Below are 13804 nucleotides of genomic sequence, written 5' to 3'. Positions count from 1 at the left end.
TCTAGTTCGGTCGGCGGCACGCGACCCATGTCATCGCGCGAATCGCGATTACCGATAGACGCGACCGCCACTCGACGGATTTGCGGCCTCGAGTACTCGTAGCCCCATGCTGCACGACGCGATATTCCGGTATGGTCGCCGGCCGACCGCAGTACCGGTCCCGGAACGCGTGGATTACACGTCGGGGCTGAACACATCTGTCTTCCGGCGCCTTCCATCATGCAGCGGGTGCAGCTTCCGGAGTCGACGCCAACCCTGGAACCTCGGCTTGCCGCGCAGTCCAGTTGACGGCGCCAATGGCTAGACATGACAGCGGCCGGCATCGGGACGTGCCGGCGGTCAGGTTGCGAGCCCGCTGTCGCCGACGCTCCCAGACTTGCTACGTACACTGGATCGAGACAGGTACCAGTTGGAGGTCCTCCTGCCGCGGGATCCGATCGATCCATTTGCGTTCCTTGGCCACAAAGCCCGCCTCTGGCACGGATTACGCCATAAAGACGTTCTTCCACGCCGACGTCATTCGGCGGGGCGGTAGATGAACGGTGTTTCGTCATCCTGATCCCGAGCATCCGCACCGTTTGCGCCGTCGCGTCGCCCTGATGGTGACTTGGTTGACCCGTTTTCGCCGGCACCTTCGTTGTCCGACGACGACGCCGGCCGCCGCTCGAGCGCCCGCTGTTTCGGCGGGGTCGCGTCGGGGGTCGTAGGCGCCGTGTTGTCGTAGCTGCTGCCGGCATATCCGAGCCACCAGGCGCCAGCGGCCGCCGCACTGCCGGCGAACAAGGCCACCGCAGCGATGATCGTGCCAACTCGTACCCGCCGGCGGCGGACCGCCCGCACCTGTGCCACCGCGAGGCCCGCGGCGAGACGCACGGGATCGGGATCGGGGGCGTCCGCCAGCTGGATAGCGACCCTCGCCTGCCACTGCCGCTCCTTGTCCGGATCAGGTCTCATCGAACGTCTCTTGCAGGCGCTGCAGCAGGGCCGCGGCACGGCGCCGGACCGTGCCCTCGGGGCATTCGAGCACCTCGGCGACCTCACGGTGCGTCATCCCGAGCCAGTAACGCATGAGCAACAGATTCTGTTCACTGGGATCGAGCAGGGTCAGCAGGCGCCGCGCCTCTTCGGTGAGTTCCACGGGTGGCCCGGCGTGACCGAGGGTGTCCGGATCAGTATCGGAGACGGCGCGGACACGGCTGCGGCGAAACCGATCCGTGACCAGATTCAGTGCAATACGGTAGAGCAGGGCCCGCGGCGCCTCCGGGCGCTGACAGACCTGCTGGATGAGGCGGCTGAAGGCCTCGGCGACCACGTCGTAGGCCGCGTCGCGATCGACACCGCGAAGCACGAGCATGCGCCACAACGGCGTTGCATGGGCGTGATAGAAGCGTTCGAACCAGCGCTCGTCGCCATCACGGCACCAGCGCCGGATAGCGTCATCGCCTTCGGCCATGTGGCTCTTGCCGGTATCGTGTCGGGCGCCCGGTCGCATCGGTGACGCATTCGCTTCGCTGAGCCCTGCGCCATTCGCCCGCATAACCCGCACCGTAGGCCGGTTTGCGACCGAAGGGAGCCAGCCGGCGCACACCGCCGGACCGCTGCGCACAAACGCCGGCTGTTGCCTTCGGCAAAAGCCGGCCTACGATCATCGCATTCATGGGCCCGAGGTCACCTGAACCCGGATGGAGCGGTGCACCAAGGTGCCGCTGCCGGCTTTGCCGCTAGAGGCACTCACCTCAAGCTCGTATATTTCATAAGGAGCGCCGCCTTCGTTGACGCTGTAGGAATCACAGCTTTGTTCGATCGTGAATCCCTCAAAGGGCGGCGGGGCCGATACTGGGCAATTGTTGCTCGGGTCCAGCACGGTCGCGATCAGGGTATCGAGGCGCGCCCGAGCCGCGTAATACGCCCGCGTCTGCTCCAGGGTCTGCACGGTCGTGAGCTGTTGCTGACCGCTGATCAGGCCAAGCGAGACCGCGAGGCCACCGACCACCACGATCAGGAAGACGACGGTGAAAAGCGCGACGCCGCGTTGGTTCGATGGCCGCTTCATGGGACGTTCACCACATGGGCCTGATCGACGAGGCGCACGGTCTCCCCGTCGCGCTGGATGGTGATGTCGATGGTGACCAGGCCATGGCGCTGGCCCGCGCCGTCGTCGTACGTGAACTCGCAGTCCACCACGTCGCGTGCCAGTTCGCTGACGGTGCCTCCAGGCTGCGCCTCCTGGGGATCTTTCAGGCCATAGTCGTGATGACGATCGATGCGGCTGCCAGTACACACATACGTCACGGCCGTGTCCATCACCTGGAATCGCTGACTGGCTGAATGGGCCGGAAAGGCCGCGGCCGCACCGGCGCCCCCCGTATCGAAGGTCAGGGTATCGTTTGTCCTGTCGCTGTCACCAAGGCCGCTGGTGGCAGTGATCGCGGCGACGTTGTTGCCCGTGTCGTAGGCATCGAAATCGGTGCCGCGCGGACCGGTGTTGTTGATGACGATGCAGTAACCGCTACCCTCGGCACAGTCACGGCCGGCAGAACGGGTGTTGGCGGCCACGTCACCGTCCGGATCCGGCAGCCCACCCAACACGTCGAAGGTCGCGGGTTGCTCGCTGGCGTCCACTGTCGGGTCCAGCACATTACCATTGCCATCACCATCGAGCAGGCGCCGGTAACGCCCACCGGTTGTCGTACGCAGGAACTCGAGCGCATTGGCGCCGGCGTTGATGCGCACGCTGTTGGGCACGGCGAGGCGAATCTCGCGGGTCATGCGGTTCAGGGCCGTCTCAGCGGCGTCGACCAGTTCCGCGCGGCGGGTCGTGTCGCGGGCGGCCTCGAAGGGCTGGACGATGAAGACCGCCGAGATGGCGGCGAGGACGCCGATGATCAGGATCACGACGATGTACTCGACCAGGGTAAATCCCCGGATCGATCGGTGGCGGCTGCGCGCATCAGTCATGGACGTACCCCGTGAACGCCTCGATCTCGATCCGGCGGCGATTGTCGATCTCGATCGTGGTGGTCATGGTGATTTCGGGCGGCGGTGTCGTTGATTTCGGCACTCCGAAACCGTCGAAGATAAACTGCGCGCCCTGATTGATGTTGACGCGGCTCGGTGCGTTTCCCGCGAGATTACCGCCGCGGCCGGGCGCAATGAGCGGCGTATCGGCGGGTGGACATCCATCCGGCCCTGCGCCCGTGAACACTATCGCGTAGCTGTCATTGTTTTTATCGACTGTCACCTCTACTTCGCAGCGCGATGCGGTCGCGGTCTTCTGTGCGTGGCGCACGACGGCGAGCAGTTCCTCGTGGAAGCTGTAGCCGGCAAACCCGCCCGTGTTGAGCCGCGGCACCGCGAACACGGCGAGCGCGCCGATCAGCACCAGCACGGTCACCAGTTCGATGAGGCTGAAGCCGCGTACCGCGCGCATGATCAGTAATCCGCCCGCTGGCTGACGAGTTCGTAGTTCACCCGGCCGGTGCTGTGGCCGACCGTGACCCGGATCGTCGCGGGACCCGAGGTCGTATGGTCTCCCTCGATCACGACCGCGACGGTGTAGTCGTCCAACACCCCGACGCCATCATCATTGTTATCCGCCATGGCGTTTCCATCTTGATTGGTTGGCGTCTCCATACCCTGGCTGCAGTCATTGTTGCCGCCGATATTGCAGTAGTCCCAGATATCGTCGTATTCGTCGCGGGTCTCCTGGCTGCCGCCCTCGGTCTCGACTCCACCGGTTTCGTCGAAACCCGGTTCCGGATTTTCGTAGGCCTTGAGCAGAATCTCCTCCATGTAGCCCTCGGCGATCGCACGCGCCTGGGCGCGGATCTGGGGGTCGGCGCTTGCCGCGGGGGCCTGGATGAATACGGCGGCAAGACCCGCACCCAACGCGGCGAGGGCAACGATCGCAATCACAAGTTCGATGAGGGTGAAGCCGCGTGATATCGCGGTTTGTATGCGCCTAGGCATGCCGCCTGCCTCGCTGAACCGATTTGGTCTGGGTAAACCTTATGTCAGTCTAACGGTTGTCGCATGCAAAATGCTCGCCGACGACCACGGCATGCCAGATTCACCCCATCCGCGCGCCGGTCGGGACCATGCGCGCCGTATGACAAGCGGTTCGCCCAGAACAGAATTATGACATCGCGCGAGGCGTCCAGCCCCGCGAACAGCGCAGCCTCTGGCGTAAGCGGCCCCGCGGAGTGGCCCATCGGTGCTCGGTCAGTTCGTCGAGGTGCCGGGCATACACAGACACCGTCCTGGTGGCGGATCCCGCGCGATAGATTGGCGTCAGGCGTGCGACGATCCAATCGGGGTTTCAGCAGAGGCCAACCGGAACAGCATTACGCTATCGTCCCGGGAGGGGTGCCTGCCTGACGCGTCACCGGTGCTGTACTGGTTTTATTACTCATCCGGCTATGAATCACCCGGCTCAGCGGTGAGGACTTCCCCTGTCTCTTCGTCGAGGCTTTCGGCCCGTGCGCGGCGCTCGCGTATCTGGGTCTGGAGACGTTCGGCACCGGCGTGATCGCCAGCGCTCGATCGCAGCTCGATTCCGAGTTGCATGAGTGGAATCGGGTTTGCACGCGAGTAGTACATGCCGAAGCCGGCGTTGGCGACTGCGAGCGCCTCGTCTTCGCGGCCACGTTTTCGGAGCAGGAGTGCGAGTTCGCGCCGTGCCGACGCCGCGCGCGGATTCAGGGCCAATGCGCGCCGGAAGCTCGCGGCGGCGGCGTCGAGATCGGCGCCGGGCGGCTCCAGCTGGATACGGCCAAGCGTAAGGTAGTGGAGCGCGCGCAGGGGATTCCGCTCCAGCGCGGCTTCAACATGCTGAATCCCCTGGCGCTTCAACGCCTGCCGCTGATCGATATCGCTCTCTTCGACAGTATCGAGAGCACGGCTCCGAACCTTGGCCTGCAGACCCGGTGCTAGATCCTGCGCATCCCAGAGACGAGCGGCGGTGCGTAGCGCCTCATCAGCCGCTTGGTAGTCACCGTTGGCAAGAAGCGTGACCCCACGGTTAGTGTACCGGTGGGATGTGGCCACAGTACCGAGATGAACGGCCGGAATTGCCAACAGAAGAATCAGGGCAACGGCGGGAAGACGGCGTCTGCGCAGGCGAGCGATGGGGACCGCCGTCACGATCCGGGTGGCTGCGGTCGAATCGAGCATCGCAAGAAATATCGCCAGCACGATCAGGTAAACGAGTACCTGGAGATTGTAACTGAACAGCGCGTGGACGCCCACGCTGGCGAGTGCACCGCCTGCTGCAATGATTTTGACCCGATCGCCGTTGCTTGCCGGTGGGCGCCGCATGGCGCGGGTGTAGATATAGATACACGCACCGGCAAGACCCAGCAGAAGGACGAGGCCCGGGAGTCCGGACTCTGCCCAAACCTGAAGGTAGTCGTTATGCGCCTGAAATCCCGCGCTCCCGTCCTGCGAGGGCCGGTATGCCGTGTACGCTTGGAAAAAGGTACCCGGCCCCCAGCCGAGCCATGGATGCTCCAGGATCATCTGCCAGGTGGGCTCCCAGATTCGCAGTCGGGAAGCGCCCGCCGCAGTGGGATCGGACAGGGTAGTCAGACGATGCCCGAGCCCGCGGATACCGCTGTCCGGGAGCAGACGGTTAAGCCCGTGAGCGAGCACGAGCGCAATAGCGACCGTGATCACCAGCACGGCGACTTTGCGGCGATATCCCCAGCAGAGGGCGGCGATGGCCATGACCGCGACAGCCGCGATCAACGCGAGGGCGAGCGCCCGCCCCCCAGTGATACCAACAGCGAAAATGCTTGTCGTAACAAGTGCCAGAAGAACTAGTCTCGGCTTTTTTTCAATACGTGGGTGCAGCACAAGCGCGGCCGCGACGGGCCAGAGGAGATTGACGAACGCACCCGCGGTGTTGACGTTCAGGAAAGTCCCTTCGGGCCGCTCCCCCGCAAGGGCTTGCAGAATCATGAACAGAGAGAATGCGAAACCTCCCGTGAGGAGGAATCCTGCAGTGAGCGCTGATGCTATAGCGCTTGCGCCCTGAATGCGGACGACAAGATAAGCGCCGAGCGCGCAACCGATGGCCCCGGCGTGAATGGACGTGAGGTAGGGCACCGTTGACCACAGGGTACTGACGAGTGTCCAGAGGAAAAGCGCGGCCAGCATGCAGCCTGCCGGTCCGATCGACAGCGCAGGCCTTGCGCCTGGACTCCAGACAGCAAATACGATGGCGACGCAGATCGTGATCCCAGCGGCGGCGTAATAGTCAGTGTGGATGCCGTTGTAAAACGATGCGACGACCACGGCGACGAGGACGCACACAGGCGAAATCGCGTCGAGCGAGATTCGGTGTTTGAAATGGATCCCGAACCATCCGGTCCGCGGGCCCGTATCGCCGGTATCAGTCGCCCCGGTCATCATCGCGGAGGTTGATTCCGTGACCGGTGCCCCTGTCGATGCCGTGCTTCCACGCGCTCTCGAACGCCAGTCTCAGCTTCGGGGGACAATAAAGTACTGGATTTTTCTAGTAGATCCTCAATACGTCCGCAGGCAATGGCCCCGAGGGGAATAATCCGCCCCGGAGCCACGCATCCAGCATTACCGCGAGACTTCAGTTCGACGCGTAATAACCCGTGAAAGTGGTCGAATTTGTGGCGGAGCTGAACACTTCATTATTTGCATCCTGTCGCAGCGTACAGGTTGCCTCGGTACCATTTGGAGGATTAATAGTTTCGTTTTCGGCTTCGTAGTTGCTGGCGAGACCACCCTGCAGAAGCGCGCCGACGTCATTACAGTTATCGACATTTTCAGCGTTCTGGTCGCTCGCCAATACGCCGGCAAGATTGACCGCCATTGCTGAGCCTGCAGCACCCGCAACGCCCTCGAGCGCCGCCTCGTTAGCCTCGTCCTGCAGATTGATGAAACGCGGCAGCGCGACAACCGCCAGCGCGCCCAGGATGACGATGACCGCCACCAGTTCGATCAGGGTGAAACCCTGTTGTTTGTTCATCATGATGTTTTCTCCTCTCTTTGCGTTGGGCCGCAGCCCGTGTATCCGCTTTGCCTGCGGGCGTCACCGCCGCAGCGGTGCGCTACCTTCCCTGTCAGATTGTGACAAACCGGTCGCGGTGCGATCGGATCTTGTCGTTGTTTCAGCCGGCCAAGCCGGATGCCTGCCATTGCACGAGCAGTGCGATCAGGCAGGTCAGGCTCAATAAGAGGGTCACCGTACCCCAGAGACGGGGTCGCCGTCCCAGCCGTTCATCGAGCCAGCGGTACTCGCGGTCCAGATCGCGGGTCGCGCGGCGGGGCGTGGCCCACTGGTTGGCCCGGCTTTCCAGCCGCTTGAGCGCGCTCGGACGAACGAACACGATCGTACCGATCATGAGCGCGAACACCGTGAATAACCAAAGCACGAGTCGTGCCACATCCGCCACGATGGACGCCACTTCGCGGTAATCCGGCGGGAAGAGTTCGCGCCAGAACGGCCGCTGCTCGCCAAACGCCAGAAAATACAGCAGGAAGATCGCGAGCGCGACCACGAAAACGCCATAGAGCTTGTGGTGACGGTAGAGGATTCGATCGATATTGCGCGGCACGTCCAGCGGGCGGGTCACGCGGCGCATGGAGTAGCGCCGATCGGCGGCGGCGCGCAGGCGCGGGAGCAGATCCGGCTTGATGGCGACGGCGGCGCCCAGCAGCGCGGTCAGCGCAAGCAGGGCGGCGAGTATGGCGAAGGCCGCGCTCACGAGCAGGGCGGTCGTTTCATCCATTGGTTTTTTATCCCCCTTGGGCGCGGCCGATGCCGGGCAGCGGTTCGATCGCCACCAGCTCGAGGCCGTTCGGTTGTTCTTCACCGCGTACGGTCACTCGCCAGCGACCCACCGCATCCGGGTCGCCGGTCAGGGCATTCGGGTAGGCGGGCCGGTAGACGACTTCGCCGCGTTCGCGGTCGTAATGCCAGTCGCCCGGTCCGGGGTCCGCGCCGGCTTCGGCTTCCAGCGCTTTGCGGCTTTCGAAGAGTTCCAGCGGGTTGCCGCCGGCCCATTCGCGGATACGCTCACGCTCGCTCTGGATCAGGAGTTCGGAGAATTTCAGGGCGAGCGCGCTGCGCATGCCGGAGAGCGTATGTTCGACGGCCGCGCGCTCGAGGTCAACGCGCAGTTCCGTGATGCGGTTGGCCGCGAAGACGATCAGGACGCTGAAGATGCTGACCACGAGGGTGAATTCGAGGATGGAGAGGCCGGTTTGTGCATGGCGGAGTGGCCTGGATTGATTCCTGCCGCGTCGCGTCTGGCTCTTCGCAGCGGTGGCTGCGTTCGCAATGGCGGGTCCATCCTTTGGCTGCGTGGGCGCGCTCGTCATCATCCACCGAGCTGCACCGCGCCGAGATCCCACATGGGCAGGAAGATGCCCAGGGCCAGCAGGAATACGAGGATGGCGACACCGATGGTGAGGATCGGTTCGACGAGGGAGCCGAGGTTCTGGACGTCGTAATCGACCTCGCGCTCGTAGAAATCGGCGACCTCGTCGATCATTTCGTCGAGGCGGCCGCTCTCTTCGCCGACGCTGATCATCTGGATGACCAGCGGGGTGAAGACTTCCGTGCGTTGTGCGGTGCGCGACAGGGATTCGCCGCGCTCGATGCCCTCGCGCATCCCCAGGACCTTGCGGCTGATCCAGACGTTGTCGACGGCGGCGGCGGTGACGTTCATGGCCTGCAGGATGGGCACGCCGGAACGCTGGGACATCGAGAAGGCGCGCGCGAAGCGGGCCAGCGTGGCGCGCAGCAGGATATCGCCGATGATCGGCGTCTTCAGCTTGCCCCGGTCCCAGCGCAGGGCGCCGTTTTCGGTTCTGCGCCACAGCTTCAGTCCGTACCACGCCCCGCCGATCGCGATCAGGATCGCCCACCAGTACGCGGCGAAGAAGTTCGACACGGCGATGAGCACGCGGGTCATCAGCGGCAGTTGAGCATCGAAACGCTCGAACACGTCGGCGAATACCGGGATAACGTAGGTCATGAGTATGAAGATCGCGATCGCGATCGCGGCCACGACGATGGTCGGATAGCGGACCGCCTGCTTGATCTGGCGGACGGTGTCGCGCTCGCGCTCGAGGTACCGCGTGAGGCGCTCGAACGACTCCTCGAGGCGCCCCGAATCCTCGCCTACGCGGATCATGGCCACATAAAGCGGGGAGAATACGCGCGGGTGGCGGGCGAGCGAGCCGGAGAGCTCGCGCCCGGACTCGAGGTCCGCCATGACGGTGCGGATGGTCTCCCTGAGCACCGGGTTCCGGGTGGATTCCGCGAGCTGGGTGAGCCCGCGGATCAGGGGCACGCCGGAGCGCGTGAGCGTGTACATCTGGCGCGAGAACATGACGATGTCGTCGCGCGAGGGCTGATCCATACCGAGGCGGCGGCGGAGGCCCGGGCCCCGGGAACGCGCGCGCTGCTGGATATCGATCGGGGTGATGCCCTGGTCGAACAGCTGCCCGGCGACGGCGTCGACCGAGCCCGCTTCGACCGCGCCGGTAACGCGGCTGCCGGAGCGATCGCGCGCGGTGTATTCAAAGCGCGGCATTCGTTGTCACCCCATCAGCCGCGGCTTCTTCCTCGGCGCGGTCGGCACCCGGCATGTTGTTTTCGGCGAGCAGTTCCTCCACCTCGCCGGAGATACGCTCCACCTCGCGCAGCGTGGTGGTCCCGCGCGCCGCGAGTTCCAGTGCGCTCGCGACCAGCGGCTTATAGCCGGGCGCCCTGCGGGCGGCCTCGGCGAAGGCGATCGTGTCGCTGCGCCGCAGCGCGGTGCGCATCTCGGCGGTCAGCTCGAGGATCTCATAGATGCCGATCCGTCCCTGGTAGCCGGTGCGGTTGCACTGGGCGCAGCCCTTGCCCACCTGGAACGTCAGCTTCGCCGCCCGCTTCTCGCCGATGAGCGATTCCAGCCAGGCGCGCTGCGTTGCGTCGAGTTCCGTCGGCTGGCGGCAGCTGGTGCACACCCGCCGCAGCAATCGCTGGCCGACGATGGCGCGCAGCGTGGCGGCGATAAGATAGCCCTCCGCGCCCATGTCGATCAAACGATCGACCGTGCCGATCGCGTCATTGGTATGCAGCGTCGACAGGACCATATGACCGGTCAGCGCGGCGCGCAGGCCGATGTCCGCGGTCTCGGCGTCGCGCATCTCGCCGACGAGCATGACGTCCGGATCCTGGCGCAGCGCGGAGCGCAGGATGCGCGCGAAATCGAGCCCGATGCGCGGCTGAATCTGGACCTGGTTGACGCGCGACATGCGGTACTCGACCGGGTCCTCGGCCGTGATGATCTTCTTCTCGGCGTTGTTCAGTTCGCGCAGGGCGGCATAGAGCGTGGTCGTCTTGCCGCTGCCGGTCGGGCCGGTCACTAGCACCATGCCGTAGGGGTGGTGCACGTGGCGGCGCAGGCGCGTGACCGTTTCCTCGGTCATGCCGAGCTGGCCCAGATCCAGCATCTCGCCGCTCTGGTCGAGCAGGCGCATGACGACGGATTCGCCGTACTGCACCGGCATGGTCGACAGGCGCACGTCGATGGAGCGCTTCTTCACGCGGATGTTGAAGCGCCCGTCCTGCGGTACACGCTTCTCGGAGATATCGAGGCCCGCCATCAGTTTCAGACGCAGGACCAGGGCCGGCGCGATGCGGCGCTCCTTCATCTCCTGTTCCTGCAGCACGCCATCAACGCGCTGGCGGATGCGCAGGATCCGTTCATCCGGTTCGATGTGGATGTCCGAGGCGCCGACCTGGACGGCGTCCTCGAACAGGGACTTGAGCAGCTTGGCGACCGGGACCTCGGTCTGCTCTTCCTCCTCGAGCAGGCGCTCGATGTCGTAATCACTCTCCGACAGTTCCTGGCCGAGCTCTTCGGCGAGATTGCTGATCTCCGCCGTGCGGCGATAGATGCGGTCGAGCATGCGCACAAGCTGCGTCTCGCTGACCACGGCCTGACGGACCGGGCGTTTCAGATGCCGGGAGAGCTCATCGAAAGCGAAGATGTCGGTGGGGTCGGCCATGCCGACCAGCAGGGCGTCGCCCTCATCCGCCAGGACCACGGCCCGGAAGCGCCGCGCCTGGGTCTCGGGGAGCATGCGCACGACTTCGGGGTCGAAGTCGTAGCGCGTGAGATCGACACGCTCCAGGTGCAACTGACGCGCCAGCGAGTCGAGGACCTGGTCCTCGGTCACATAGCCGAGGTCGATCAGGGTCGAGCCGAGCTTGCGGCCACTCCGCTTCTGTTCGGACAGGGCCCGGTCGAGCTGCTCCTGGTTGATGAGCCCGTCCTGCACCAGCAGGTCGCCGAGGCGGATTTTTTTGCGGAATGCCATGCCGATCTACTCCCCGGTACGCGCCAGCGCCTCGATACGCTGTTGCACCCAGCGGTCGAGCCGCTCGTTCAGATCACCGCTCGCGCGGGCCTCGCGGAACGCGGCCAGCGCCTCGTCCGGATGGCCGGTCGCGCGCAGCGATATGCCCAGCCCCATCCACCACACGCCGCGGCCGCTGTTGATTTCCAGCGCACGCGTGTAGGCGCTCGCGGCGAGTTCGTGCCGTTTCAGGCGCTGGGCGACGGCGGCGGTAAGCCCATGGTACCCGGCATCACCGTCGGTTGCCGGCGCCGCGCGCTGCAGCACGCGCAGTGCGCGCTCCAGATCGCCCGCGTCGACCAGCAGGCGGGCGAACGGTTTCGCATAGGCGATGCGCTCCGGCGCCCGTGCCACACCCTCTGCAAGCAGGTTGCGTGCCGCCGCCGAGTCGCCGCTGCGCAGGGATAGACCGACCAGCAGATCCCGTGCGGCATGACGGTCGGGATCGAACTCGAGCGCTTTCGCGAGGTGCCGCCGCGCCGCCGTGACATCCCCATCGCCGAGGCGCTCCCGGGCCTTGGCCTCGAGCCGCTGCGCGCGCTCCTGCGGTCCGATATCGGGTTCGGACTTCCGGACCCGGCCTTCGGATTCGTCCGCCCGTTCGTTCGCCTCTGCGGATCCACTGCCGCCAGCGGACGCAGCCGTCCGCGTCACATTGTCCGCACCGTCGTCGTTGCTCGCCGGCGCGGCCGATCCCCGTCCGGCGTCTGCACGGTCGTCCTTATCCGCCGTTTCGTCTTCGGATTGCCCGGAGCGTTCGGACCGCTCGGGCCGATCGCCCTCGGCGGTCGCTCCGCTTTGCGCGGCCACCTGCAGGGTATCGCCTGGCGTCGTCGCGCCGGTGGTCCCGGTTCCGTTGGTCCCGCGTTCGGCGGTATCCCCGGTCTCAGCCACACCCACGCCAACCTCCGGATCCGAGCCGTCGGCACCCGACGCCTCCCCGGACCGATCGCGCTCGCCCCCGGAAGGCGCGCGTCCCGTGAGGGTCAGCCGATCGCCATCGATCGCGAGATCGAAGCGCGCTTCCGGATCCACACGCATGGTGATACGTGTGCCGTCCTCCGCGCGATCGTTCACGACGGCGCTGCGGTATACGGACTGATCCCCCGGCGGCGCGGGCGGTGCCTCCCGATCCCAGCGCGCCGGCAACTGCAGACCGATCCGGTCTCCCGTCCGGCCATACCCCGGCGCCTGCTCCAGTGGACGGTCGAACGCGACGACGAGGCGGGTCGTCGCACCATCGCGCTCGAACTCGAACCGGCGGACGCCTGGCAGTGAAGCTTCACCGGATTCTTTGGCGTCGGTCGCCGTGACCTCTACGGCCGGTGCCTCGCGCGTGCTCTCGACCAGAGCCAGCACCCGTGGCCACTGTTCCCGCCAGAGGGTGGCGGCCACGATCACCAGGGCGACCAGCAGCACGGGCGGCCCCAGAGGGCGCAAGCGCGTGAGGGCCCCGCGCGGGGACAGCGCACGCGCGGACGCGTTCGCGGTGTGCTGCCGTCGTGCCCCCGGGGCGCCCCTGCGTTCGAGGTCGGCGAGCATGCGGTTGATCACGCTCATGGCAACAACCCACCGGGCCGCAACAGGGCCAGGACGCCGATGGCAAGCGCTACGAGGCCGGCCGCCAGGAGCCAGGTCCGGCCGCGGTTGCTGGCCGATTCCAGCGCACCGTCGGTATCGGCGGCGGCTGCCTCGACATCCGCCACGCGCACGGTATCGCCGCCGCGGCCGTACGTCAGCATCAGCGCCTTGTGGGCGATAATGTTGATCAGGCGTGGAATGCCGCCGCTGGTGCGGTGGAGCGCGTCCACCGCGCCATCGCGGAACAGGCGATGGCCGTCGTAACCGGCGACGGCGAGGCGGTGGTCCAGATAGGCGGCGATGTCGTTGCGGTCGTACGGCTCGAGCCGGCACGACCAGGCGATGCGCTGGCGCACCTGGCGCAGCGAGGGTTTCGCCAGCTTCTCGTCGAGTTCGGGCTGGCCGAACAGGACCACCTGCAGCAGTTTGCGCTTTTCCGTTTCCAGGTTGGTCAACAGGCGCAGGGCTTCCAGGGTCTCATCGGGCATCGCCTGGGCCTCGTCGAGGCAGACGATGGGCCGGATGCCTTCGTGTCCAAGCTCGATGAGTCGATCCTGGATCCGGCTGAGCAGGAGATTCTGGTCCAGCCGGCTGTCCGCCTCGAGACCCAGTTCGCGGGCGACGGCCACGCGTAGCATCGACGGCATGAGGTGCGGGTTCGGGATGTAGATCGCGCGTTCGTCTTCGCGCAGTTCCGACAACAGCATGCGGCACAGCATCGTTTTGCCGGTACCGACCTCGCCGCTCACGCGGATGAAGCCCTCGCCGCTGTCGAGGGCGATCCGCAGCGTGTTCAGCGCCTCGCGATGGCCCGTATGGCAAAAAAAAAGCC

Annotated in this window: 14 protein-coding genes; all 14 read right to left on the bottom strand. The window is 65.6% G+C overall.

Annotation, left to right across the window (positions count from 1 at the left end):
• Positions 1-516 precede the first annotated feature (516 nt).
• The 14 genes from A0W70_RS13740 to A0W70_RS13675 all read right to left on the bottom strand — a co-directional run bounded on the left by A0W70_RS13740 (position 517) and on the right by A0W70_RS13675 (position 13721).
• Positions 517-954, bottom strand: a complete 438-nt coding sequence (locus tag A0W70_RS13740; RefSeq protein WP_070989597.1) for a hypothetical protein — start codon at positions 952-954, stop codon at positions 517-519.
• Complete coding sequence (locus A0W70_RS13735) at positions 944-1492, bottom strand: RNA polymerase sigma factor (protein ID WP_175443127.1); 549 nt, start codon at positions 1490-1492, stop codon at positions 944-946. The genes A0W70_RS13740 and A0W70_RS13735 overlap by 11 nt, the downstream gene beginning before the upstream one ends.
• Before the next feature lie 162 nt (positions 1493-1654).
• Positions 1655-2053, bottom strand: a complete 399-nt coding sequence (locus A0W70_RS13730; protein WP_070989593.1) for a hypothetical protein — start codon at positions 2051-2053, stop codon at positions 1655-1657.
• Positions 2050-2958: a type II secretion system protein gene (locus A0W70_RS13725; protein WP_070989591.1), complete on the bottom strand. Its 909-nt coding sequence runs from the start codon at positions 2956-2958 to the stop codon at positions 2050-2052. The genes A0W70_RS13730 and A0W70_RS13725 overlap by 4 nt, the downstream gene beginning before the upstream one ends.
• Positions 2951-3430, bottom strand: a complete 480-nt coding sequence (locus A0W70_RS13720) for a pilus assembly FimT family protein (RefSeq protein ID WP_070989589.1) — start codon at positions 3428-3430, stop codon at positions 2951-2953. The genes A0W70_RS13725 and A0W70_RS13720 overlap by 8 nt, the downstream gene beginning before the upstream one ends.
• A 2-nt stretch (positions 3431-3432) precedes the next feature.
• Complete coding sequence (locus tag A0W70_RS13715; RefSeq protein WP_083331022.1) at positions 3433-3969, bottom strand: type IV pilus modification PilV family protein; 537 nt, start codon at positions 3967-3969, stop codon at positions 3433-3435.
• A 447-nt stretch (positions 3970-4416) separates the two neighbouring features.
• Entirely contained in the window at positions 4417-6411 is a 1995-nt protein-coding gene (locus A0W70_RS13710) for an O-antigen ligase family protein (protein WP_070989585.1), read from the bottom strand.
• 190 nt (positions 6412-6601) lie between these two features.
• On the bottom strand, positions 6602-7003 hold the full coding sequence (locus tag A0W70_RS13705) for a prepilin-type N-terminal cleavage/methylation domain-containing protein (RefSeq protein ID WP_070989583.1): 402 nt from the start codon (positions 7001-7003) through the stop codon (positions 6602-6604).
• Between the two features lie 139 nt (positions 7004-7142).
• Positions 7143-7763: a hypothetical protein gene (locus A0W70_RS13700; protein WP_070989581.1), complete on the bottom strand. Its 621-nt coding sequence runs from the start codon at positions 7761-7763 to the stop codon at positions 7143-7145.
• A 7-nt stretch (positions 7764-7770) separates the two neighbouring features.
• The gene (locus A0W70_RS13695) at positions 7771-8208 is read right to left on the bottom strand and encodes a hypothetical protein (RefSeq protein ID WP_070989579.1); all 438 of its coding nucleotides are present in this window, start codon (positions 8206-8208) and stop codon (positions 7771-7773) included.
• Positions 8209-8354: 146 nt separating this feature from the next.
• On the bottom strand, positions 8355-9575 hold the full coding sequence (locus A0W70_RS13690; protein WP_070989577.1) for a type II secretion system F family protein: 1221 nt from the start codon (positions 9573-9575) through the stop codon (positions 8355-8357).
• Positions 9562-11352 carry a GspE/PulE family protein gene (locus tag A0W70_RS13685; RefSeq protein WP_070989575.1) on the bottom strand — a complete coding sequence of 597 codons (1791 nt, stop codon included), beginning with the start codon at positions 11350-11352 and terminating at the stop codon, positions 9562-9564. Before A0W70_RS13685 ends, A0W70_RS13690 begins: the two co-directional genes overlap by 14 nt.
• Positions 11353-11358: 6 nt before the next feature.
• Complete coding sequence (locus A0W70_RS13680) at positions 11359-12951, bottom strand: tetratricopeptide repeat protein (RefSeq protein ID WP_083331021.1); 1593 nt, start codon at positions 12949-12951, stop codon at positions 11359-11361.
• A complete protein-coding gene (locus A0W70_RS13675; RefSeq protein WP_281182047.1) occupies positions 12948-13721 on the bottom strand; it encodes an ExeA family protein in 774 nt (257 codons plus the stop codon). Before A0W70_RS13675 ends, A0W70_RS13680 begins: the two co-directional genes overlap by 4 nt.
• Positions 13722-13804 lie beyond the last annotated feature (83 nt).

Source organism: Halofilum ochraceum, from assembly GCF_001614315.2.
Taxonomy (GTDB): Bacteria; Pseudomonadota; Gammaproteobacteria; order XJ16; family Halofilaceae; genus Halofilum; species Halofilum ochraceum.
Note: the sequence above shows the minus strand (reverse complement) of the source record. Positions and strands in the feature narration are given on the sequence as shown.